Annotated in this window: 21 protein-coding genes, 3 pseudogenes and 1 riboswitch; of the genes and pseudogenes, 19 read left to right on the top strand and 5 right to left on the bottom strand. The window is 51.0% G+C overall.

Features of this window, described 5'->3' with window-relative positions; genetic code table 11:
* The first annotated feature begins 7 nt into the window (after positions 1-7).
* Both G614_RS32855 and G614_RS32850 read left to right on the top strand, forming a co-directional pair.
* Positions 8-571 carry a sensor histidine kinase gene (locus G614_RS32855; protein ID WP_027642901.1) on the top strand — a complete coding sequence of 188 codons (564 nt, stop codon included), beginning with the start codon at positions 8-10 and terminating at the stop codon, positions 569-571.
* A 183-nt stretch (positions 572-754) separates the two neighbouring features.
* Positions 755-1,057 carry a response regulator gene (locus G614_RS32850; protein WP_027642900.1) on the top strand — a complete coding sequence of 101 codons (303 nt, stop codon included), beginning with the start codon at positions 755-757 and terminating at the stop codon, positions 1,055-1,057.
* Here the strand turns inward: G614_RS32850 and G614_RS0116895 are convergent.
* Positions 1,031-2,044, bottom strand: a complete 1,014-nt coding sequence (locus G614_RS0116895; RefSeq protein ID WP_027642899.1) for a linear amide C-N hydrolase — start codon at positions 2,042-2,044, stop codon at positions 1,031-1,033. The genes G614_RS32850 and G614_RS0116895 overlap by 27 nt on opposite strands.
* A 176-nt stretch (positions 2,045-2,220) precedes the next feature.
* Between G614_RS0116895 and G614_RS32845 the strand changes: the two genes are divergently transcribed.
* Together G614_RS32845 and G614_RS29325 are read left to right on the top strand one after the other, a co-directional pair.
* Positions 2,221-2,973: a response regulator transcription factor gene (locus tag G614_RS32845; RefSeq protein WP_242828118.1), complete on the top strand. Its 753-nt coding sequence runs from the start codon at positions 2,221-2,223 to the stop codon at positions 2,971-2,973.
* Positions 2,904-3,455, top strand: a complete 552-nt coding sequence (locus G614_RS29325; RefSeq protein ID WP_242828117.1) for an FtsX-like permease family protein — start codon at positions 2,904-2,906, stop codon at positions 3,453-3,455. Before G614_RS32845 ends, G614_RS29325 begins: the two co-directional genes overlap by 70 nt.
* A gap of 222 nt (positions 3,456-3,677) precedes the next feature.
* Here the strand turns inward: G614_RS29325 and G614_RS0116880 are convergent, their stop codons facing one another.
* Positions 3,678-4,973 (bottom strand): MFS transporter, encoded by a 1,296-nt coding sequence (locus G614_RS0116880; RefSeq protein ID WP_027642897.1) that lies wholly within the window; start codon positions 4,971-4,973, stop codon positions 3,678-3,680.
* A complete protein-coding gene (locus G614_RS0116875) occupies positions 4,973-6,145 on the bottom strand; it encodes a M20 metallopeptidase family protein (protein WP_027642896.1) in 1,173 nt (390 codons plus the stop codon). The genes G614_RS0116880 and G614_RS0116875 overlap by 1 nt, the downstream gene beginning before the upstream one ends.
* Positions 6,146-6,341: 196 nt before the next feature.
* Here G614_RS0116875 and G614_RS0116870 point away from each other — a divergent pair, with 196 nt between their 5' ends.
* Entirely contained in the window at positions 6,342-7,685 is a 1,344-nt protein-coding gene (locus G614_RS0116870) for a hypothetical protein (RefSeq protein WP_027642895.1), read from the top strand.
* 165 nt (positions 7,686-7,850) lie between these two features.
* Here the strand turns inward: G614_RS0116870 and G614_RS0116865 are convergent, their stop codons facing one another.
* The gene (locus tag G614_RS0116865; protein WP_027642894.1) at positions 7,851-8,240 is read right to left on the bottom strand and encodes a metal-dependent transcriptional regulator; all 390 of its coding nucleotides are present in this window, start codon (positions 8,238-8,240) and stop codon (positions 7,851-7,853) included.
* A 262-nt stretch (positions 8,241-8,502) separates the two neighbouring features.
* Here G614_RS0116865 and G614_RS0116860 point away from each other — a divergent pair, with 262 nt between their 5' ends.
* The 9 genes and pseudogenes from G614_RS0116860 to G614_RS27775 form a co-directional block, all read left to right on the top strand.
* Complete coding sequence (locus G614_RS0116860) at positions 8,503-8,712, top strand: FeoA family protein (protein WP_027642893.1); 210 nt, start codon at positions 8,503-8,505, stop codon at positions 8,710-8,712.
* 39 nt (positions 8,713-8,751) lie between these two features.
* The gene (locus G614_RS0116855; RefSeq protein ID WP_002565570.1) at positions 8,752-8,973 is read left to right on the top strand and encodes a FeoA family protein; all 222 of its coding nucleotides are present in this window, start codon (positions 8,752-8,754) and stop codon (positions 8,971-8,973) included.
* Positions 8,974-9,057: 84 nt separating this feature from the next.
* The gene (gene feoB, locus G614_RS0116850) at positions 9,058-11,232 is read left to right on the top strand and encodes a ferrous iron transport protein B (RefSeq protein WP_027642892.1); all 2,175 of its coding nucleotides are present in this window, start codon (positions 9,058-9,060) and stop codon (positions 11,230-11,232) included.
* A gap of 140 nt (positions 11,233-11,372) precedes the next feature.
* Positions 11,373-11,648 (top strand): Fur family transcriptional regulator, encoded by a 276-nt coding sequence (locus tag G614_RS0116845; protein WP_027642891.1) that lies wholly within the window; start codon positions 11,373-11,375, stop codon positions 11,646-11,648.
* A gap of 192 nt (positions 11,649-11,840) precedes the next feature.
* Positions 11,841-12,463 (top strand): annotated as a pseudogene (locus tag G614_RS0116840) (heavy metal translocating P-type ATPase); the annotation flags it as partial.
* A gap of 244 nt (positions 12,464-12,707) precedes the next feature.
* Positions 12,708-12,789: riboswitch (glycine riboswitch) on the top strand.
* A gap of 284 nt (positions 12,790-13,073) precedes the next feature.
* A complete protein-coding gene (locus tag G614_RS0116835; protein WP_027642889.1) occupies positions 13,074-14,102 on the top strand; it encodes a PTS sugar transporter subunit IIC in 1,029 nt (342 codons plus the stop codon).
* Positions 14,103-14,176: 74 nt separating this feature from the next.
* The gene (locus tag G614_RS27780; RefSeq protein ID WP_049948073.1) at positions 14,177-14,515 is read left to right on the top strand and encodes a hypothetical protein; all 339 of its coding nucleotides are present in this window, start codon (positions 14,177-14,179) and stop codon (positions 14,513-14,515) included.
* Positions 14,516-14,875: 360 nt separating this feature from the next.
* A pseudogene (locus G614_RS0116820) lies at positions 14,876-15,262 on the top strand (amidohydrolase family protein); the annotation flags it as partial.
* An 81-nt stretch (positions 15,263-15,343) separates the two neighbouring features.
* Positions 15,344-15,613 (top strand): annotated as a pseudogene (locus G614_RS27775) (GNAT family N-acetyltransferase); the annotation flags it as partial.
* 111 nt (positions 15,614-15,724) lie between these two features.
* Here the strand turns inward: G614_RS27775 and G614_RS0116810 are convergent.
* Positions 15,725-16,084, bottom strand: coding sequence for a hypothetical protein (locus G614_RS0116810; RefSeq protein ID WP_027642887.1), 360 nt, complete (start codon positions 16,082-16,084; stop codon positions 15,725-15,727).
* Between the two features lie 240 nt (positions 16,085-16,324).
* Between G614_RS0116810 and G614_RS0116805 the strand changes: the two genes are divergently transcribed.
* The 5 genes from G614_RS0116805 (at position 16,325) to chvE (ending at position 22,950) form a co-directional block, all read left to right on the top strand.
* Entirely contained in the window at positions 16,325-17,326 is a 1,002-nt protein-coding gene (locus G614_RS0116805; RefSeq protein ID WP_027642886.1) for a substrate-binding domain-containing protein, read from the top strand.
* A 21-nt stretch (positions 17,327-17,347) separates the two neighbouring features.
* A complete protein-coding gene (locus G614_RS0116800; protein WP_044918055.1) occupies positions 17,348-18,874 on the top strand; it encodes a sensor histidine kinase in 1,527 nt (508 codons plus the stop codon).
* Positions 18,849-20,462 (top strand): response regulator, encoded by a 1,614-nt coding sequence (locus G614_RS0116795; RefSeq protein ID WP_027642884.1) that lies wholly within the window; start codon positions 18,849-18,851, stop codon positions 20,460-20,462. The genes G614_RS0116800 and G614_RS0116795 overlap by 26 nt, the downstream gene beginning before the upstream one ends.
* Positions 20,463-20,493: 31 nt before the next feature.
* Positions 20,494-21,555 carry a sugar ABC transporter substrate-binding protein gene (locus G614_RS0116790; protein WP_027642883.1) on the top strand — a complete coding sequence of 354 codons (1,062 nt, stop codon included), beginning with the start codon at positions 20,494-20,496 and terminating at the stop codon, positions 21,553-21,555.
* A 219-nt stretch (positions 21,556-21,774) separates the two neighbouring features.
* Complete coding sequence (gene chvE / locus G614_RS0116785; protein WP_027642882.1) at positions 21,775-22,950, top strand: multiple monosaccharide ABC transporter substrate-binding protein; 1,176 nt, start codon at positions 21,775-21,777, stop codon at positions 22,948-22,950.
* Positions 22,951-23,346 lie beyond the last annotated feature (396 nt).

Genomic DNA, 23,346 nt, shown 5'->3' with positions numbered 1-23,346 from the left:
TACGCCCATGAATGCCATTGTGGGACTCAGCGATTTAACATCAATGATGGAGGATGTCCCGGAACAGGTAAGGGAAAACCTGGGGAAAATCCGGTCCTCATCCCAGTATCTGCTGCGGTTAATCAGCGATATCCTGGATATGAGCCGCATTGAGAGCGGGAAAATGACGGTGTCAAATGAGGCATTTTCCATGAACCAGGCCGTGGACGAGCTTGAGGACATGCTGACCCCAGAGGCCACGCGCCGTGGACTGGAGTTTACCGTTACAAAGGATGTGGAAAGCCATACGCTTAAGGGGGATGTTATCCGTCTCCAGCAGGTTCTGACCAATCTGGTTTCCAATGCCTTTAAATTTACCCCGGCAGGCGGCAGCATCACCATGCGGGTGACCCGGACCGGCTGCGCGGATCAGCAGGTGACCTATAAGTTTCAGGTGATTGATAACGGTGTGGGCATATCTGAGGAGAATCAGAAACGCGTATTCGGAGCCTTTGAACAGGTGGGGTCCAACTATTCCAAGAGCCAGGGAACCGGGCGGGGACTTACTATCACAGGACTATTGTGCGGCTGATGGGAGGGGAACTGAAGCTTAAGAGTGAGCTGGGCAAGGGAAGTATTCTATTTTTCAGCTGTATTTCCCCTGGCGGGTCCGGCAGGAAAGCGGCAGTCTGGAACATATGAACATCCTTCTGGCCGAGGATAATGACCTGAATGCGGAGATAGCCATTGAGCTTCTGAAGATAAGGGGGCCGGTGTGCGCAGGGCGGAGAATGGAAAACGGGCTGTGGAATTGTTCGCCCAGAGCAGTCCCGGGACCTATCAGGCTATTCTCATGGATATCCAGATGCCTGAGATGAACGGCCTGGAAGCCTGCCGATCCATCCGCGGGATGCAGAGACAGGATGCCTCTTCCATCCCTGTTATAGCCATGACAGCTAATTCCTTTCAGGAGGATGCGGATGCAGCAGCAGAGGCCGGGATGGACGGCTTTGTGACTAAGCCTGTGGATGTGGAATATCTCTACCAGGTGTTAGAACGTGTCCGAAGACGCGGGTAATCGGCAAAAGGCAGCGGGCTGATTGAGGACTGCCAGCGATTTCATGCCGCTTTCCGTATCCGGATTGCCGGGCAGTGATGCAGAGGTGATGCAGCTGCTGCCGTAGGTCCTGAAGAAGTATTCTCTGGAGGAAAGGTTGATGAAGGCTGTGTACTGGGTATAATCCGGCGTATTCCGGCCGGTGATGACCGGGCCCTTTGGAATGCTGACACTTTCCATTATATGGAAACAGGTCAGCGCTGCTTCCTCCCTGCCTGCCGGAATGGGGGTATGGGTCTTTAGAAATGCGGTCCTGACAAACCTGGAAGGAGGAGTGTAATCACCGGGCAGGCCAAAGCTGCCGGTGCCCTGTCCTAAGGGGGTCAGCTCCAGACTGCCCCAGGTCTGTGACTGATTCTGCGTGGAGGAGAGATTCATGTAATTGCGCAGGTTGGTCAGGTGCCACTGGAAGTCAGGGCTGTTGGAGAGGACTCCTATGGGGTTATCCATGAGATGCAGGCCGTCGGCTGTCTTTTCAATGACCATGGATTTGCCGGTCCGGTCCGCCACAAGCCAGTGGAGCGGGGCAACGGTTCCGGTTATGGAGTCTTCGGCGCCAACGATTCGGATGGTGCGGAGAAGGGATGCTGCTTCCTCCACGGATGCGCTTAAACCTAAGAGAAATCCTGTGAGTTCCAGGGCTGTGATGGCAGGTCTGGACGGATCCTCAGAGTCAGGGGAATCATACTGGGCATAGCCGGGGAAATAGAGGACAGCGGCCCCGAACCCCATCTCGTTGACACCGTCTGCAAAGACCACCGGGGATATGTCCTGTCCGATTCCCATGAAACGGTAACGGTTGCGGACCTGGTGGGTGTTCATGATATTGTTCCACTGATAACCTTTGGGAACCACATACAGTTCTGGTTCAAGGGGATAAGAAAAATCCATGGTCCGGCCAAAATAAATGTCCCCCTGGGACGTCTGTGTGACCATAGCTGTGCACATGGGCAAAACCTCCTTTATACGAAGTTTGTAGAAGTTATGGTTATGTATATTCCTTTTGTAGGAGGAACATTCCCCGCCATAGGTTCTTTGAGTTGATTCAACAATGCCGGAAGGCGGGATGCGATAAGTGTCCCGCCTTTTAACTTGTCTTTTCACCCGGGGCTGGTTATAATATAATGATTTACGGCTGTTGCGGTGGAACCAGGGAGGAAAGCCTTGAACGGATACGGCGGGAACCCTTTGACCTGGTCTTGCTGGATTTGATGCTTCCTGACGGAAACGGGTATTGGGTCTGCACTGCCATGAAGCGGGAGTCTGATATTCCGGTTATTTTCCTTACGGCTATGGGAGACGAGGAAAGTGTGGTAACCGGATTTGAGCTGGGGGCGGATGACTATATTGCAAAGCCCTTCCGTCCCCTGGAACTGAATTCCAGGGTGAAGAACGTGCTCAGGCGAAGCGGCAGGAGCCGGTCCGTGCTGCGGGCTGGGGACCTGCTTGTGGACACTGTGAAGGGGACCGTAACCAGGGACGGACAGGAAATCATATTGTCAGCCCTGGAGTACAGGCTGCTGCTGGTCTTTTTGAACCGGCAGGGAGAAGTGCTGACCAGAAACCGGTTATTGGAAGAGATATGGGACATTGCCGGGGACCTCCCGTTTATCAGGCCGTTTGAGTATCCCGTGACTGTTGTGATGATTGAAGGGATGGGGATGGGCGAAAACAGGGACGGTGGAAGTACAGATGCTGCATATGCAGATCGTGGAAATTGGGTTGGTGAAAATACAGACGGAAAAAATGCAGGAATAATGCAGCTGCACACAGGAGCATATACAAACCATGCAGGATTCCAAAGGAAGTGCATTATCAGATCAAAGCTGTATCGGATGAGGCGGTCCCGGAGCTGGAAGAAAGCGTGCGCAGCCTGATGGACGGGAAATCGGACTATGAGCTGGAAAACCGGCAGACAGAGGAAGCATATGAGATGGATGTAAGAAGAGGATACCAGCTTATCATGGGCAGTCTTTGCGGGCTTCTGGCCCTTGTGGGCATTGCCAATGTATATGCCAACACCCTGGGCGGACTCTACATGAGAAAACGGGAATTTGCCCGATATCTGTCAGTGGGAGTTACATCTAAAGGAGTGGCGCGGATATTGGCCATGGAGGCATGTATCGTGGGCCTGAGGCCCGTTGTGGCAAGCATTCCGGTTAATATAGGATTCGTCATATTCACGGTCCGGCAGAGCAGGTTTATGTTCCGTGATTATCTGTCCGTCATACCATTAAAGCCTCTGGCACTGTTTTGGGGAGTGATTCTGGTATTTGTGGGTATGGCATACTGGACAGCCGGCAGAAGGATACGCGACATCAATATAGTGGAGGGAATGAGGGATGATACAATGATTTGACGGAGAAATGATTGATCCTGGGCCGGGTGGAGTATTTTGATTTGTCTACAAAACCCATAACCAGGAGGGAATTTTTGATTGGGGATTTATGAAGCAGCGGGAAGCGGCCTTTGACCGAGTTATTTTTAATGTGTTGAGCCTCCAACACCATTCTGGTATACATGGATGGTTTGAAGGCGCTTTGCTTTTATCTTTTAATTATATCCTGCTCCGCTTCTGGCTTTATTGCGTGGCCTGAGCATTCTGCGTGTTGTCCGCCACAGGCTTTTGGCAGTACTTTCTGGATGCCGCGTACGCGCCCACCCAGCCCGTGAAGGCGCCCAGGGTCAGGATAAGAAGGAGAATCCAGGCCGTATTGTAGGAGCCGCTGGCGTCATATATGGCAGCCACCATGAGCGCTCCCAGGGAAAGGCCGATTTGTGTAAAGCTGTTGGCGATTCCGTATGCCTCGCCGTATTTTTCAGCGCCAAAGATGGCGGAGGTAATAAGAGGAGGGGTCACGGTGCCGATGGCATCTCCCAGGCCGAAGAGGAAGGCCATGATGTAGAGCATGCTGATGTTCTGCCCAAAAAGGATGAAGATAAAGGAGAGGGCAAAGGTGATGCATCCAAAGGCAGTGCTGGTCACAACGCCGAACCTGTCATTGAGCCATCCCAAGACCAGTTTCCCGAAAATACCAATCATGGAATACATGGAGATGATTAAAGCCTGTACCTGGGGGCCCTGAAGTTCCTCAATGGCCGGAGGGAAGTGGCCCAGGGAGCCGGTATTAATCAGTCCGTTGCACAGCATGCCGAAGATGAAAAGGATGAAGAACAGCTTTGTCCTCGATTCCTTCACGCTGAGCGGAAATATAATGTCGGCCTTTTTGGGGATACGTTTGGAGGCAGCATCCTGGATGGAGGCATCCTCGCTGCCATAGGGTAAAAGTCCCATGTCCTCCGGACGTTTCCTGAGGATGAACAGGGCAGCGGGAAGGGCCAGTACCAGGATAATGAGAGCCATGATTCGGTAGGTGCTCCTCCAGCCATAGGCTCCCAGCAGCCATGTGATGACAGGGCTGAAGATGGTGCCGCCCACGCCGATTCCGGCCATGGCAATGCTCATGGCAAGTCCTCTCTTTTTGACGAACCAGTTGGTAATCATCATGCTTACCGGAATCAGGGAGGCATTTAAGAAGAAAATACCGGTAAAGAGGGAGGAAATGTAAAGATGAATCGCGTTGGTGGCAAGGGAGAAGGAGGCGTATGAAAGGACAAAGCCAATAATACTGACGGTCTGAATCCGTTTCATGTTGCCTCTTGCAAGCCTGGCCGACACAATGGGGGACAGGAAGATTCCAAGGCCCTGGAGAATGGTATTGGCCAGGGTAAAGGCGCTTCTGGAAATCTGAAGCTCACCCGTGACCTGAATCAGAAATTTATTGCTGAGCGCCATGATGGGGGGCACCATGGTACATGTAATCATGAGACATCCAAAGACAACAAACCAGCCATAATATATTTTTTTGCGTTCCATTATGCGTTTCTCCTGTTCAGCCAGTTAAATGCACAGGCTGCGTGTACTGCGGCCCCGTAGGGCATGACGGTTTCATCGAATAATACGCCCGGATTATGGTGCTGGACCGTGCATCCATCCACCCTGCATCCTATCATGAAGTAGACAGTGGGGACCTTTTCGGACACGCGGGCAAAATCATCGGAAGGTGTGACGGAGTAATCCGTGCGTTTAATGAAATCAGGCGCCACCTCGGCGGCATATCCTGCCAGTTCCCTGGTAAGGTCCGGGTCAGAGTAGGTGGAGGGCACCTCGGAGAGGGATTCGTATTCAACGGTCACTCCAAAGACCTTTCCCATGTATTCTGTAATCTCATGCATCCTTTTTACAAGCCTGGCGCGCAGCTCCTTATTATAGGTGCGCAGAGTGCCCATGAGCACGGCGCTGTCAGGAATAATGTTGGATGTGGATCCTGAATTAAACGCGCCCAGGGTAAGGCTTGCCTTCTCGCCGGGGTCGCATTCCCTGGCTATGAGGTTCTGGAAGGCGCTGTAAATATGGAAGCCCACATTGATGGGGTCAATACCCAGATGAGGCATGGCGCCGTGACAGCCCACGCCTTTTACCGTGATTTTAAAACCGTCACAGGAGGATGTAATGAAGCCTGTGCCATAGTTGAGGGAGGGAACCGAGGTATCCAACATCACATGCATGCCCATGGCGGCATCCACTGTGGGATTGGAAAGAAGCCCTGCCTTAATCATGTTTTCGGAACCCGTAAAGACCTCTTCCGCCGGCTGGAACATCAGCTTGACGCTCCCGCAGAGTTCATCCCTGCGCTCGTACAGAATCTGGGCAGCCGCAAGAAGCATGGCGGTATGTATGTCATGGCCGCAGTTGTGGGCCGCATCCGTGACCGTCTGAAAGGGAAGGCTGTTGGTCTCATTCATGGGGAGTGCGTCCATGTCAGCCCTGAGGAGAATGGTCTTGCCGGGGCGGCTGCCCTCAATCAGGGCAGTGACGCCTGAGTCACAGATTTCCCGGGGGGAAAGCCCTATGGAAGCAAGGCGTTCCATGACATACTTGGCTGTGCCGGGCAGGTGCTCTCCTGCTTCGGCGTGCTGGTGCAGGTAGCGCCGGTCCTTCTGCATCTGGGGTTCAAGTTCCTTTGCTCGTCGTAAGAATTCGTTCATTGTGGTACCCTCCTAAAGCATAAAAAGACTATATAAAGACTCGTCTTTATTATAGCAAAAAGACCATAGATGTCAAGATAATAAAAAAAATTATATGCACAATTGACAAAAAACAAGGGATTTTTCTATTTGGAGGGTGCGGATTTCCCGTTGCTATGTTAAGATAGGAGACAGAGCGGTTTTGGGAGGAATGGAATTGAAGAGTAAGATTGCAGTCATTGCAACAGAATATATAAAAGAGTTTCTCCAGTCCATGCTTGCGGACCTGGACTTTGATTATTGCATATTTACGTATAAGACATTTTCGGATATACAGCATATCCATGAAAATGTTACCGAGGAGTTTGACGGCATTCTAACCTCCGGCAGTTTTCCTGCGCATATGATACATCTTTATTATAAAGAAGAGAAACGCCCCATCTGTTTTTTCAACACGGATGAGGCTGCCCTGTACCGCTTATTTCTGAAGCTGTTAAATGAGAACAGGAATCTGGATTTTACAAGGGTTTACGCTGATATTGTGGAAATCTTCGGTGTGGGCCTTAAGGATTTTGTGGAGGGGCGCAGCCCCATGCCTGATATCCGGGAGCTTTCAGAGGATGAGTTTGACATGGAGCGGATGCTTAGGATTGAGCAGGAGGAGTACAGGAAACATGTAAGGCTTTGGGAGGAAGGAAAGGTTGATTTATCCGTCACGAGGTTTTCCAGCATTGTGCCGGCACTGCAGGAGGCCGGCGTGAAGGTCTATTTCCCCTTTCCCAGCAAGCGATATGTGGGGGAGATGTGCGATAAGCTTCTCAAAGAGATTGAGCGCAGGAAGCTGGAGGAGCAGATACCGGGAGTCATCATCGTGAAGCTGTCGGAAAATGGTTTCGGCGGCGAGATGTTCCAGGAGCTGGATTATGATTATATGAGGCTTGAAAATCTTGTGATTGAATTTATAGGGGCATCCATGATTGACTGTTCGGTCTACCGGCGCCATTACGGGCTGGAAATCGTGTCCACCAAGAAACATGTGTCGGGCTGGACCGGAGATTTTAAGGAGGACCGCCTCAGCCCGTTTCTGAGGGAGAAAAAGCTGTCCGCCCGTTTCAGCATCGGCTGCGGCCTTGGGAACAGCCTTTCCCAGGCCCGGTTAAATGCCCTTGACGCCTGCCACGAGGCTGAACTTAAGCAGTCCCTGGCCTATTTGATCAATGAGCGGGAGCAGCTCATCGGTCCCATGGGGGTCTCCGGCCAGCTTCTCATGAATGTGGACAACAGCGAGGTGCTGGACGTACAGTCCAAGCTTTCGCCCCTGACGGTAAAGAAAATATTTACTGCCATCAGCGCCTCCGATAAGCAGGAAATCACAGCCAGGACCCTCGCGCTCAGGCTGGGCATCACCAAGCGGAGCGCCAACCGTTTTCTGGCCGTACTGGAGCAGGAGGGGTATTTAAAGATTGCGTATAAGACCAGGACCACCACCAAGGGGCGGCCGGAGAGCGTGTATATAAGGACGGACAGGCCGGGGAACCTGGAAGAAAATCAGGGACATTAGTAGGAATATCAGAAGGAACAGCAGCAAGAACAGCGGCGGGAACACAGCAGCGGGAACACAGCAGCAGGAACAGAGAAACAGTGAGAAGCCATAAAAAGACACAGCGCTTCCGCACTGTATGGCAGGTAAGCGCTGTGTTTTTGTGAATGTTCCTGACTGCGTGTTTTATACGTTGTCTCCCGGAAGTTCATGCCCATTGGTGATATGGTCCTTGATGGCCCGGAAGCTTTCGGCGCTGACCACATGTTCAATGCGGCATGCATCCTCCACTGCTGTCTGTTCATTCACGCCAAGGTACATGAGCCACTGGGAAAGCATGGTGTGGCGTTCATACATGGTCTCGGCGATTTCTTTTCCTATGCTGCTGAGGGTGATATGGCCCTGGTCATCCATGAGGATATAACCGTTTTCACGCAGATTCTTCATGGCCACGCTGACGCTGGGTTTGGAAAATGCCAGCTCGTTGGCGATGTCGATAGAGCGGACATAGGGGTTGCGGTGGCTTAAAATCAAGATTGTTTCCAGATAATTTTCAGCTGATTCCTGTATTTTCAATTTAATCAAATCCTCCCACTGATAAACGTTAGTTAGCTCTAAGTCTGCGGCGGCTATTTTCTATTCTATCATACCCTGAAAGGAAACGCAAATTGGCAGCAGGGCTGAAATTGCAAAAAACCGCAATTAAATTGAAAAAATGATTGACATTTCAGTTAACTGGTGCTAACCTAAATTTGCAGTTAGGATAGCATAACTATCCGGCTGCAATATGGATACAGGGAACAGAATTACATCAGGTTCAGAAAGAGGAGTGAAGGGTATGCCGTTGACATTGGTAAAAGAAGGTACGGTGGCATCCATAGTCCGGGTGGGCGGTAAGGAAGAGGTAAGACGTCATCTGGAGAACATGGGATTCGTACCGGGAGCGAGCGTGACTGTTGTTTCTGCTAACAATGGGAATGTGATTGTCAATGTAAAGGAATCAAGGGTTGCTATCAGCAAAGAGATGGCCAATAAGATTATGGTGTAAACTGGCCGCGGGTATGGTAAGGAAAGGAGCATTAATAAGATGCGCACATTGAAGGAAGTAAAATGCAAAAGCACGGTAACGGTTGTTAAACTTCACGGAGAAGGGGCTGTAAAGCGCCGTATCATGGATATGGGTATCACAAAAGGGACGGAAGTCTATGTCCGCAAGGTGGCACCTCTGGGTGACCCCGTGGAAGTGAATGTAAGGGGCTATGAGCTGTCCTTAAGGAAAGCGGATGCCGAGATGATTGAAGTGCAGTAGGAACTGCTTTTTTTTAAAGATTGAGTTAGTTGCAACTAATTTGTTGATAAATTTTCTCAATAAGAGAATGAGGAGGATATGATAATGTCAATCAAAATTGCTTTGGCCGGTAATCCCAACTGTGGAAAGACCACGCTGTTCAATGGCCTTACCGGGTCCAATCAGTTTGTAGGAAACTGGCCCGGTGTCACGGTGGAAAAGAAGGAAGGCAAGCTTAAGGGGAACAAGGATGTCATCATCATGGACCTTCCCGGCATTTATTCACTGTCGCCTTACACACTGGAAGAAGTGGTTGCCAGGAACTATCTGATTACCGAGCGTCCGGATGTCGTCTTAAACATTGTGGACGGAACCAACCTGGAGCGCAACCTGTACCTGACCACCCAGCTGATGGAGCTGGGAATTCCCGTGCTGATGGCTGTCAACATGATGGACGTTGTTAAAAAGAACGGGGACCAGATTAACATTCAGGCACTGAGCAGGGAACTGGGCTGCCCGGTGGTGGAGATTTCCGCATTAAAGGGTACCGGCATCATGGAGGCTGCCATCAAGGCAGCGGAGCTTGCGAGGGACAGCAGGGCGTCCGTGCCGGTACACAAGTTTTCCTCCGATGTGGAGGCGGCCCTGGAGGAAATCGAGCAGTGCATCGGAGGCAATGTGCGTGAGGCGCAGAAGCGCTTCTATGCCATCAAGCTGTTTGAGCGGGATGACAAGATTGCGGCGCAGATGACCATGGTTCCGGATGTTGGAAGCATCATAGGGCGCATGGAGGACGCCATGGACGATGATGCTGAGAGCATCATCACCAATGAGCGCTATACATATATCACATCCATTATTGGCAGGTGCTATACAAAGAAGAGCAGGGAGAAGATGAGTGTCTCCGACAAGATTGACCATATCGTCACCAACCGTTTCCTGGCTCTCCCGATTTTTGCGGCAGTAATGTGGGTTGTCTACTATGTTTCAGTTACCACCGTGGGTACCTGGGCCACTGACTGGGCTAACGACGGCGTGTTTGGGGAAGGCTGGAGCCTATTCGGATTGGAAGTGCCGGGCATACCTGTTATTGTGGAGGGATTCCTCACGGCTGTCGGCTGTGCTGACTGGCTTTCCAGCCTGATATTAGACGGTATCGTGGCGGGCGTGGGCGCTGTGCTTGGCTTCGTGCCCCAGATGCTGGTGCTGTTCATTTTCCTTGCATTCCTTGAGTCCTGCGGTTACATGGCCAGGGTGGCATTTATCATGGACAGAATCTTCCGCAAGTTCGGATTGTCAGGAAAGTCCTTTATTCCCATGCTGATTGGAACCGGCTGCGGCGTTCCAGGCATCATGGCTTCCCGTACCATTGAGAATGACAGGGACCGCAAAATGACCGTCATGACCACCACCTTCATTCCCTGCGGAGCAAAGCTGCCCATTATTGCACTGTTTGCAGGAGCACTGTTCGGCGGCGCTTCCTGGGTAGCACCCAGTGCCTACTTCGTAGGAATTGCAGCCATCATCTGCTCCGGCATCATCTTAAAGAAAACAAAAATGTTTGCAGGCGACCCGGCGCCGTTCGTAATGGAGCTTCCTGCTTACCACCTTCCAACCGTGTCGAATGTTCTGCGCAGCATGTGGGAGAGAGGCTGGTCCTTTATTAAAAAGGCGGGAACAGTAATCCTGCTGTCCACCATTTTTGTTTGGTTTACATCCAGCTTTGGCTTTGTGGACGGACACTTTGGAATGGTGGAGGATTTGTCTGATGGAATTCTGGCGTACATCGGTCAGGCCATTGCCTGGATATTCGCTCCTCTTGGATGGGGAAACTGGCAGGCTGCTGTGGCGGCCATCACAGGTCTGGTTGCCAAGGAAAATGTAGTTGGCACCTTCGGCATTCTCTATGGTTTTGCGGAAGTGGCTGAGGACGGGGCGGAAATCTGGGGAACACTGGCCCAGAGCTTTACGGCTGTCAGCGCATATTCCTTCCTGGTGTTCAATCTGCTGTGCGCGCCCTGCTTTGCGGCCATTGGCGCCATCAAGCGTGAGATGAACAATGCAAAGTGGACCTGGTTTGCAATCGGTTATCAGACTGTACTCGCATATGTGGTGGCACTGTGCATATACCAGTTTGGCAGCTGGTTTACAGCAGGAACCTTTGGAATCGGAACCATTGCGGCAATTGCAGCCGTGGCCGGATTCATCTATCTGCTGGTAAGGCCTTATAAAGAGAGCAATTCCCTTAATGTGAATGTAAAGATAAAGACAGTATCATAACAGCCCTGATGCAGGCGGAAGTGGACTCTGGACAGTCCGGCTGCGGCAGACCTGGGGGACAGAGGTGTCCGGAAAAGCTTACGCAGGCATTTTCCGGACACATTTCGATATGGCCGATTGCAGGTGAGGAGGGAACCGACATGTGGCAGAAGGAACAGGTGATAGACGAGTTTCAGAAGAGGGGAATGCGGATTACGCAGCAGCGCAGGATGCTCCTGGATGTAATCCTGGAAGGAAACTGGACAAACTGCAAGGAGATTTTCTACGAAGCGCGGAAACGTGATCCGAAGCTGGGGATGGCCACCGTGTACAGGACTGTAAGCACACTGGAGGAAATCGGTGTCCTGACTCGTTCCTATCAGTACTCTTTTGTATCTGATAAGGATTGTTTACGTAAAGGATGTGACGTAAGATGAAAAATCACAGATTCTGAGCTTGGTCCATGGTATTCTGTCTGGCGATGACGGTTTACACAGGCTATAAGCATAAGTAGGAACAGAGGCCAGGGAAATCAACGCGCAGCGCTGCCGGGAGGACGTATTTGAGGATGAGAGCGGGGAGAAAGCCCCGGAGCAGACCTCAGAAGATTTGAAGGAAGATGAGACAGCTTGTATGAGGGCAGCTGCGGGGAAATCCTGGAGGGAATACAGGGGTTTTCTTATGATAATGAGCGGTTCGGGAGCTGGTGCCGAAGAACAGCGGCAGGGCCCTGAACCGTGAATACAAGGAAAAGCTGGCTCAGAAGGTAATGGCGCGGGCGTTTACCAAGTCCTTCCTGCCGGCGCCTGCCCGGGCCGTCTATACGGCAGTCCACTCCATCTGGTATCTGCTGAAGGGAATCCGCTGTCTGCTCAGGGGGAAGCTGGAGGTGGAGGTGCTGGACGCCACGGCCATTGCCGTGTCTGTTCTGAGAAGGGATTTTGATACGGCTGGTTCTGTTATGTTCCTTTTGGGAATAGGGGAGCTTCTGGAAGAATGGACCCATAAAAAGTCAGTGGGAGACCTTGCCAGGAGCATGTCCTTAAACATTTCCAGGGTATGGCAGAATGTGGATGGAACAGAGGTCCTGGTCCCTGTTTCAAAGATCCGGGAGGGGGACCTGGTAACGGTCCATATGGGAAATGTGATACCTCTGGACGGCGTGGTCACTTCCGGGGACGCCATGGTGAACCAGGCTTCCATGACAGGAGAGTCAGTGCCGGTCAGGAAGGAGGAGGGAGATAGCGGATATCACCATCTCTGAGGACAATCTGTTCCAGCTGGTGACACTGAGGGCCATCAGCCGGGGACTCATGGACCGGATTGACCGGAATAAATGGACATATGTTTGTTTTCTGTCATTTTCTGCAAAATAAATTGTGATAAATGCATAAAAATATGGTTTAATTTTTGCGAAAATAAATAAACTGAACATAATTCTATTGCTTTTTTCTATGTTTGATGTTAAAATATAAACAAAGTTAATGACAGACCGGTTGATGAATTCGGGAGAGATTACCGTTAGGTAACGCCGAAGGGGATGCGCAAACTCTCAGGCAAAAGAATCGAATTCGGACGGGACTCTGGAGAAGGTCACTAAAATGTGAATACCGATGAAGCAACCGGCGGCATAGCAGCAACCGCGTCAGGGAAACTTTCAGGTAAAAGGACAGAGGCAGACATCTACGCTACGTTTATGTCTGTCTCTGTTTTTTTGCAATTTTGGGGACTTCTTCGTTACCTGCATTGCGAAAACTCTACCAAGGATATATCTTAGCTTAAGAGCTGTGTAACGGCGGTCTGTGGTGGAAAGCGGCCAAGGCATATCTACGGAGAGCAAAAAACAGGAGGAACGTAGATTTATGACAATTATTACGGGGTTAGGATTACTATTATTGACGCTGGCAGCCTTCTCACTTTTCAGCATGAAGGCGCCCAAGGGATCAGCGGCCATGTCGGGAATGGCCAATGCAGCAGTCGCATCTTTCCTTGTGGAGGCTGTCCACAGGTACATATCCGGAGATTTGCTTCACCTGGCATTCCTTGGGGAAACGGGCACCATATCGGGCAACATGGGCGGCGTGGCAGCGGCAATCATGGTACCGATAGGCATGGGAGTGAATCCCGTGTTCGCGGTAGTTGCAGGCGTTGCCCTGGGAGGATACGGCATCCTTCCGGGATTTATCGCAGGATATGCAATTGGTTTCATTGCACCGTTTATTGAGAAGCATCTTCCGCAGGGCCTGGATTCCGTGCTGGGAGCTCTCCTGATTGCACCGATTGCCAGATTCATGGCATTCCTGGTGGATCCGGCTGTGAATGCGGCCCTGGCACACATCGGCGGCATGATTACGGCAGCTACAGAGCAGTCACCCGTCCTTATGGGACTTCTGCTGGGAGGGGTCATCAAGATGATTTGTACGTCGCCCCTCAGCTCCATGGCCCTTACCGCCATGCTGGGACTTACGGGACTGCCCATGGGCATTGCAGCCATTGCCTGCTTCGGCGGCTCCTTTACCAACGGCGTCATCTTTAAAATGCTCCACTTCGGGGATAACAGCAACGTGGCAGCTGTTATGATGGAGCCGTTGACGCAGGCACATATCATAACAAAGTATCCCATACCGATTTACTGTTCCAACTTTTTCGGGGGAGGCTTTTCGGGAGTGGCCGCCGCATTCCTGGGCATTATCAACAATGCCCCGGGAACCGCTTCTCCCATACCCGGACTGCTGGCGCCCTTTGCCTTCAATCCGCCATTAAAGGTACTTATGGCGCTGCTGCTGGCTGCCATCAGCGGTACCCTGGCTGGAATCGTGGGAGCCATTGCCTTTAAGAAAAAGTATGATATCAAGCCGGAATTATCAGTCATTAATTCGTTTGAAGAGTAGAAACGCAGCGTGGGAACAGCCAGATGAGGAAACTTGTCTGGCTGTTTTTTGCGGTTTCCTGAAAAGGAAACAATATGTCATTAATAGGAAAAGAAATCAGCGATTTTACGATCTCTACCGATTTCATGAAAAATGAGGGAACCAGCCGTTTCTATGTACCGGAATGTTTCCCGGCTGTACCGGATTTTGATCTGACCCGTGCGATCATTGACACTGCAAAAGAGATGCTTTCCAAACTGGGCTGCCTGAATGTTGAGATGGAGAGTTCCGCACTGTATACGGTATGTCATCGCAGAAAGAAACGTGCTGCTATGATTAGTGCGGTTTCCGGCAACCTGATTACCGGTGAGGTGATTTATGAGACTGTCAACGAAGGACTGGCAACTGGCTGGGATGAAGAAAGACCAGATTGAAAATATGTAGCTTCCGGGCAGTGTGGAACGTGCATCTTTGATTGCAGAACATTTTGACATATTCCAACGATGCCGAGGACTACCCGACTGGCTGGGAGCAGCGAGCCATTGAGACCGATATAGAAGCAATGCGGATGATGATCCGAAAGGACAAAGCAGATTGACAAAAATATATCTATATAGCTGTTTAAAACGTAGCTGGACTCACATGTTATATGAATTGCCGAAAATGCAGCAGGCGTCTTCGTGATTACCTTAAACTGCAAGCAGTACACCAGAAATATAGTGGATACTATGAAACGGTATTATGCAGAAGGGGATAAAAAATGAAGGGAACTTTGCTGGTTAAGAATGTAAAATAGTAACGATGGTTCCAATCTGTTAGAGGAAATGCGTGTGGCTTATCTGCTTCATCGTTTGAATTGGAGTCAGAAAGCACCTAACGGTTATGATTTCCTGAAAATGGATACCAGAGGAAGTGCATCAATTCTGGGAAGAAAAGAACTGGGACAGATTGCAGAGGGAATGGCAGCAGATTTCTTTATGATTGATTTAAACCGACTGGAACTGGTTGGTGCCCAGTACGATGTAAAATCCATGCTGTGTACAGTTGGATTGAAGGGCAGTGTAGATTACACGGTAGTCAATGGTAAGATCGTTGTAAAAGAAGGACAGCTGACCGGTGTAGAAGAAGCACTTGTCATCGAGAAGGCAAATGCATCTGTGGATGCTTATCTGAATCACTAAATGAAGAATAATTTCCACTCGGGGATGCCGGTATTCCATGAAGTGTGTAATATAAGCGGGGGGCTTGATTTTCTTAAGGCGCGCTGTGACCATATCTGCAATGCAAGCTATGCGGTAAGAGCTGATTTGCGGGGACATCATATCGGTGAGACTCTGGTGAAGCATTGTATGGCAAAGGGAAAAGAGCTGGGATTTGGAATCCTGCAGTTTAACGCGGTGGTTAGGAGCAATGCTTCGGCGCTGCATCTGTATGAAAAGCTTGGGTTTACGCAGCTGGGGGTGATACCGGGAGGATTCCTGATGAAGGATGGGCATTATGAGGACATCATTCCCCACTATCATGTTTTGTAAGAATTATGAAAATATATTTTACAGTTTTTTGGTACGGCTGGCAGATATGGCAAAGGCTCCCTATGAAACCATTTTTCTGCTGTCATTTAAAAGTGAGTTACAGCCGCTTTCTTACTGGTTCCCTTCCACTATAATTATATCCTCCTGCTCCAATGCATCTGCAATCCAGCCGATGAATCGGCTGTAAAAGTCAAAGACAGTATCGTCGAAATGGATGTGGCTCATGTCATTTTCGATTTTCTCTATTATGATATTCCAGGTCCCGGCAGGTATGCGGTTATCCCAACAGACGTCAAATTCCGGGAATTCTGATTCCAGGTAGGATAGCAGGAGTTTTGTATAGTCTGTCTTATAAATGCACAGTGGTTCCTTACAGTATGTATAGTGGTCTCCCAGGCCAGTGTCAAAGCTGCAGGGATAAAAGCTGAGATTTAACTTTTCATCCGGAGCCGAAAAACATCTTAATACCATAACCATCCCCCTCGTATATCATTACATTGCCGTGTGCCGGGTCTTCTATGGCTAAGCCCCAGGCTGAACGTGATAATTTAATTATAGCACGACGGGGGGAGATTTGATAGTGTGAAAAGATAAGGCGGATTGACAGGAACTGGGGGCGGCTATAAAATAGAGGGATACCGATATTTTATTATAATGTGTGGCTGGGGGAAAATAGAAGAGGCTGATTGAGAGGGCAGGCACAAAAAAACAATGAAAAACCGGGTACGCTTGGAACGGATAATTGTAATTGCGGGAATACTGGTAGTGCTGTTCCTCACGCTGGTCACCAGATCCTATTACCAGAATGTCTTAAAGCAGGTGGGGGAGGACGGCGGCGAGGATGGAAATGAATACCGCTACCATTACGTCATGATTGTGGAGGATTCCGATATGCCTTTCTGGAAGGATGTGTACGGGAGCACCAGAGAGGCTGCCAGGGAGCACAATGCCCTGGTGGAGCTGATGGGCAAGAGTCTCTCCTCCACCATAGAGATAGAGAGTCTCATGGACATGGCCATTGCCTCCAGGGTGGACGGAATCATCCTGGAATACACGGGCGGTCATAAGATAGATGAGCGGATTAATGAGGCTGGTAAGGAGGGAATACCTGTGGTCACGGTCCTCAAGGATGCTCCGGATACCAGCCGCATAAGCTTTGTGGGGGTCAACGACTACCAGCTGGGGCGGCAGTACGGGGAACAGATTTTAAAGCTGGTGCCGCCGGATAAGGACGATGTGGAGGTGATGCTTCTGCTCCACGACAGGGATAACAGCAGTCAGGTGCAGATTGCAGAACAGATTAATAACCTGCTGGTGACCTCCCCGGACACATCGGGAAGGGTCAGGCTCATACAGGAGACCATGCGCTCCACCGGGAAGGTGGATGCGGACGAGACCATCAGGAACATATTCTTCCGCAAGGAGGGAATACCGGACGTCCTGGTGTGTACCGAGGCCGTGGATACAGAGGCTGCCTACCAGGCCATGATTGACTACAATAAGGTGGGGGAGCTCCAGCTTCTGGGGTATTACAAGTCGGACCAGCTTCTGGAGGCTGTCAGGAAGGGGAATATTCCGGTAACGCTTGTCATCGATACGGAGCAGATGGGGCGGTACTGTGTGCAGGCATTGGAGGAGTATCTGCAGGAGGGGCATGCAAATTCCTATTACAGTGTGGATTTGCAGTTTGTCACGAAAGAAAATGTGGATTAGAGCCTGTCTGAAAAGTGAGCGATGCGTATGGAGAGACCGGGAAAGAACATATGGGGCCATCTTAGCCTGGAGAAGAAAATACTGCTGGCCGTGACTCTTATGATACTGACATTATTTATAAGCAACATATTTATCTATCTCCAGGTAAATAAGATAGCAGGCAAGATGGATACGGTATATGCCAGCAATGTGAACTTAAGCGGGCTGTCGGAGGCCCTGGAGCATGTGCAGAAGGACATGGGGGACTATGTGTCCGTGAAGAGCTCGGACAGCCTTGAGAGCTACTACAAAAGCCAGCAGGAATACCGGGGATTTTTAGAACGCCTGAACGATAAGACGGTTGACAAGCCGGGGAAAATCCTGGAAAAGAACATCCGCATGATGTCGGAATCCTATCTGGATGTGACCCAGGATGCGGTGCAGGCCAAGCGGGGGCGGAACGTGGAGCGGTACAGGGAGGCCTATGAGAGAGCCCTTACCCTGTATCAGTACATCAACACGCGCATATCGGAGCTCAATGAGTTCCAGTTTAAAAACAACTCTGCCAGCTACCAGACCATGAGGGAAGCCCTTCGCTATATGGAGGTTTTCAATATGGTAATCCTGATGATTGTCATGCTGGCAGGACTTATGGTGCTCAGGATGCTGGTAAAGGATATGGTAACGCCCCTTACCAGTCTGGCAAGGACCGCGAATCTGGTGGGACAGGGTAACTTTAACGTAAAGATGCCGGATACGGATTCCAACGACGAGATTGGCATTGTCACCAGGACCTTCAACCAGATGGTAGGCAGTCTGGAGGAATATGTGGCTAAGGTAAAGGAGGGGGCGGAGAAGGAGCAGGAGCTTTTGGAGCGGGAGCTCTTGATGGAAAACCACCTGAAGGAAGCGCGCCTCAAATACCTGCAGTCCCAGATTAATCCCCATTTTCTGTTTAATTCCCTCAATGCCGGGGCCCAGCTGGCCATGATGGAGGACGCGGAAAAGACCTGTATTTTCCTGGACAAGATGGCGGAGTTCTTCCGCTACAATGTGAAGAAGGGGCTGGGGGACGCCACGGTAGGGGATGAGACGGCTGCGGCTGAAAATTATATCTACATACTGAATGTGAGGTTTGCAGGGGACATACAGTTTAAAGAGTCCGTAGACCAGCGGGTATTGGATGTGAAGATGCCCAGCATGATATTGCAGCCCATTGTGGAGAATGCGGTCAGACATGGGATCCGCGGCATGGAGGAGAATGGGACAATCCTTCTAACGGTTCAGGGATGCAGGGATTCCATCCGCATCAGTGTGCGGGATAACGGAAAGGGCATGAGCCGTGAGAGGATTCTTGAGGTCATGGAGGGCAGGAAGCAGGAAACACCGGACGACGGCGACTCCACGGGGATCGGCCTGGACAATGTGGTCAGCCGTCTGGAACTGTATTACCAGCAAAAGGGCCTGGTTCAGATTGTAAGCGAAGGTCCCGGAATGGGGACCGAGGTCATTATCCATATTCCGGTGAAGGAGGAGATTGGAAATGTTTCGGATATTATTGGCAGATGATGAGGGAATCATGCTGGAGTCCCTTAAGCATATCATTACCACCAGCTTTGGAAGTGAATGCGATATACGATGCGTCAAGACAGGCAGGGCTGTGGTGGAGATGGCAGAGAGCTTTCACCCGGATATTGCGTTTGTGGACATCCATATGCCGGGGCTCAGCGGAATCCAGGCCATCCAGGAAATAAGGAAGGTCAATAAGGAGATGATTGTCATTATCATCACGGCTTACGACAAATTCGCCTATGCAAAGGAGGCAGTGAACCTGGGTGTCATGGAGTATCTGACCAAGCCCATTTCCAATAAAAAGATCATCCTGGACGTATGCATGAAAGCCATGCAGCGGGTGGAGGAAGCCAGGCAGAAGCGGAGCGACGACCTTAAAATCAGGGAGAGGCTGGAAATCGTGGTGCCCATGATTGAGAGCGGGTTTATCTACAACATGCTTCAGGACGACGGCGGAGCGGACAGCTCCGGCTACGAGGAACTGCTGGGAATTAAGGACAATTACGGTTTCTGCCTGGTGCTGGAATTCGGAGACAGGGATGAGAGCGGCAGGCTGACCAATGCAATCGGTTCCAGCGTAAAGGCCAACAAGTATTACCAGGACATGAGGGAAATCGTGAAGGATTATTTTTCCTGTATCACCGGGCCTGTCATGGGCAACCGGGTGGTACTGTTTGTGCCTTCCTCTGAGCCGGTGCTTAAATATGAAGAGCGGGTGGAGGTCATCACCAGGACCAGGACCATGCTCCAGAAGCTGGAGGAACACATTGGCAGCGATTTCCGCAGCGGCATCGGAAGCACAAAAACTCTGGGAAACGCAAAGGAGTCATACGGGGAGGCGCTGAGGGCCCTGCGGGAGAGCGTCAGCCATGTGGTCCACATCACGGATATCCCCAGCAGGCAGGAGGATGTGACCGGGGAATATCCAAAGGAGCTGGAATACAGTTATTACGAGCGGGGGCTGAAGGCGGACAGCGAGGGAGCCGCTGCCTGCGGGGCTGAACTGTTTTCACGCATGCAGGGAAGGTATGTCTGCCGGGAGGACATGGAGGCTAAGGTGCTGGAGCTAATCATGCAGCTGGAGTACCGGATATGCACAAAGGACGGCACTGAGTTCGGCCTGAAGCCCCGGGGCAGTTATATCCGGGAGATAAAGGAGGCATCTGACAGCGACAAATTGTGCCGCTGGTTCCTGGAAAAGACAAGGGAAATATGCAAATGCGCGGGAACTGAGAAAAAGAAGGAGATGGAGTACCTGGTGGATACGGTGAGGAAATACATTGACGAAAATTACCAGAAGGATATTTCCCTGGACGAGATATCCAGGTTGGTGAATATAAGCCCTTACTATTTCAGCAAGCTGTTCAAACAGGGAACAGGGGAAAATTTCATCGAGTACCTGACACGGACCAGGATGAGACAGGCCTGTGCCTGCCTCCGGAATCCGGATTACAGCATTAAGCAGATATGCGCCATGGTTGGATACAGCGACCCGAATTATTTCAGCCGTATTTTTAAGAAATACGAGGGCGTCAATCCCAGCGAGTACAGGGAACGGATGGAGAACGGGGCAGGCAAAGGTTAAGAGAAGGACAAGGAAAGGACAGGGAAACGATATGGGTATACGCAAAAGGAGTACCGCGGGGCGCAGTGCCTGCATGTTGCTTACAGCACTGTTCACAGTCCTGGCGGCCTCGGGCTGCGCCAAGACAGAGGACGCGGCGGCGGGCAGTGTGGAGCAGGAGGAGCAGGGGGTACAGATTGGACTGAGCTTTGAATCCTTTGTAATAGAACGATGGATGCGGGAGAGGGATGTGTTCGTGTCCGCGGCAAAGGAGCTGGGGGCGGAGGTTAATGTACAGAATGCCAACGGGGATGTGAAGGAACAGATTTCCCAGATTGAGTATTTCATCAAGAAGCAGGCGGACGTCATCGTGGTAGTGGCAGGGGACTGTGAAGCGCTGACAGACGTGATGATTAAAGCCAGGGAAGCGGGAATCAAGACGGTTTCCTATGACCGGCTCATACTGAATGCCGGATGCGACCTGTACATATCTTTTGACAACACCGAGGTGGGCAGGCTGATGGCTGAGAGCATGCTGGAAAACATTCCGGACGGAGGCGATATCTTCCTGATTCAGGGGCCGCTAACCGATAACAATGTAAGGCTCATCCGCGAAGGCATCGACGAGACCCTGGCCGGCAGCAATCTCAATGTGGTCTATGAGTCCAACTGCCCTGGCTGGATTGCAGAGAACGCCTATACCTATACCAAGGAAGGATTAAAACAGGGCCACAATGTAAAGGGAATCATCTGCGGAAACGATGATCTGGCCAGCCAGGCATTCCGGGCCTTGTCCGAGGAACGGCTGGCCGGAAAGGTGTGCGTGACCGGTCAGGACGGCGACCTGGCAGCCTGTCAGCGCATTGTGGAGGGAACCCAGGAAATGACGGCCTTTAAATCTGTGGAACAGGAGGCCGGCATGGCTGCCAAATGCGCGGTGCTCCTGGGACTGGGGGAGGAAATCGGGGAGGTGCAGGACACTGCTTATGACGGCACCTATAATGTGCCCTATCTGGAGCTGCAGCCCATTGCCGTCACCAAGGAAAATATGGACGAGGTCATCATTAAGGGCGGGTTCCACGCCAAGGAGGATGTGTATCTGAATGTAAACTGATTTTTCTGTCAGTAAGATACAGCCTAAAATACAAGGTAAGAAAAGGATTGCAGCTAGCACATTTTTAACTAAAAATAATACAAACTCAGCAAAAATGTCCTGTAGAGCACAGGGCATTTTTTTAAACCTCTTAAAAGTGTGCAGATGGGTGCCAAGCAAGTCCAGAGCAGGCTGTGGTATATTGAAACCATCAAAAACATTTGGAGGAGGATTTACAATATGAAAAAGAAATTGTTAGTGACCATGCTTACATTAGCCATGGCAGGCAGCCTAATGGCATGCGGAAGCAAGGAGGGAGCCGCTCCTGCTTCAGAGGCAAATACAGAGGCGCAGGCCGATGCAAAGGCAGAGGACGCCAAAGCAGAGGATACCAAGACTGAGACAGAAGCAGCAAAGGACGGGGCTGCATCCGGCGAAAAGCACCTGATTGGCGTGGCAATGCCAACCAAGGACCTGCAGAGATGGAACCAGGACGGAAGCAACATGAAGGCAGAGCTGGAGGCAGCCGGATATGAGGTAGACCTTCAGTACGCCAGCAACGATGTACAGACTCAGGTATCCCAGGTGGAGAACATGATTTCCAACGGCTGTGAGATGCTGGTAATCGCATCCATCGACGGAAGCTCTCTGGGCGAGCCTCTGGGACAGGCAAAGGAAGCAGGCATACCTGTTATTTCTTATGACAGACTTCTGATGAACTCTGACGCTGTTACATACTACGCAACCTTTGACAACTACATGGTAGGACAGAAGCAGGGCGAATATCTGGTAGAGGCCCTTGGATTAGAGGAGAACGACGGACCATTTAACATCGAGATGTTCACCGGCGACCCGGCTGACAATAACTGCAACTTCTTCTTCGGCGGAGCCATGGACGTGCTTCAGCCATACATTGACAGCGGAAAGCTGGTTGTAAAGTCCGGCCAGACCACATTTGAGCAGGTGGCAACCGCTAACTGGGATTCAGAGAAGGCACAGAACAGAATGGATACCATCATCGCAGGAAATTACTCCGACGGTACCGTTTTAAACGCAGTGCTCTGCTCCAACGACTCCACCGCACTGGGTGTTGAGAATGCCCTTGCATCCTCCTATACCGGCGAATATCCCATCATCACCGGTCAGGACTGTGATATCGCCAATGTGAAGAACCTGATTGCAGGCAAGCAGGCAATGTCCGTATTCAAGGATACACGTACCCTGGCCTCACAGGTAGTTAAGATGGTGGACGCCGTTATGCAGGGCGGAGAGGCAGAAGTAAACGATACCAAGTCTTATGACAACGGCACAGGCGTAATCCCCACATATCTCTGCGAGCCGGTGGTTGTCACAATCGATAATTACAAAGAAATGCTGATTGATTCCGGTTATTACACGGAAGACCAGTTAAAGTAATCAGATGGACCGGTGAAACAGGCCGGAAAAGATGAGAACCATACAGGCGGGGAGAAATACCCGCCTGTATGGTTGTAGGTGCGCCCGGCGGGCGCACGTTCTAACGGGTGAAAGTCCCTGACCCGCCCGGCAGTGGGAAGGGTGCAGCCAATGGCAAGGGCGTCATCGTGAGGTGGGGTCTGAAGGAAGCCGGAGGCAAACCACTGGCCTGTAAAAGTTGTCCGGATAGGCTGTGAAGCGTGGATGAGGTTGCCTAACAAACTAAAGTCCAATAACTGCACGGAACGCCAGCAGTAAACGGGGCAGGTATAAGTGGGAAAGAACGTGTGAGTACCCGGGGAGGTCTCACGGACGTGAAAGTGGCGATAAAACATTCGCTGTCACGGAGTAAAGCTT

Origin of the sequence: [Clostridium] clostridioforme AGR2157, assembly GCF_000424325.1 — a bacterium.
Taxonomy (GTDB): Bacteria; Bacillota; Clostridia; order Lachnospirales; family Lachnospiraceae; genus Enterocloster; species Enterocloster clostridioformis_A.
This window is presented reverse-complemented; position numbering and strand designations above follow the sequence as displayed.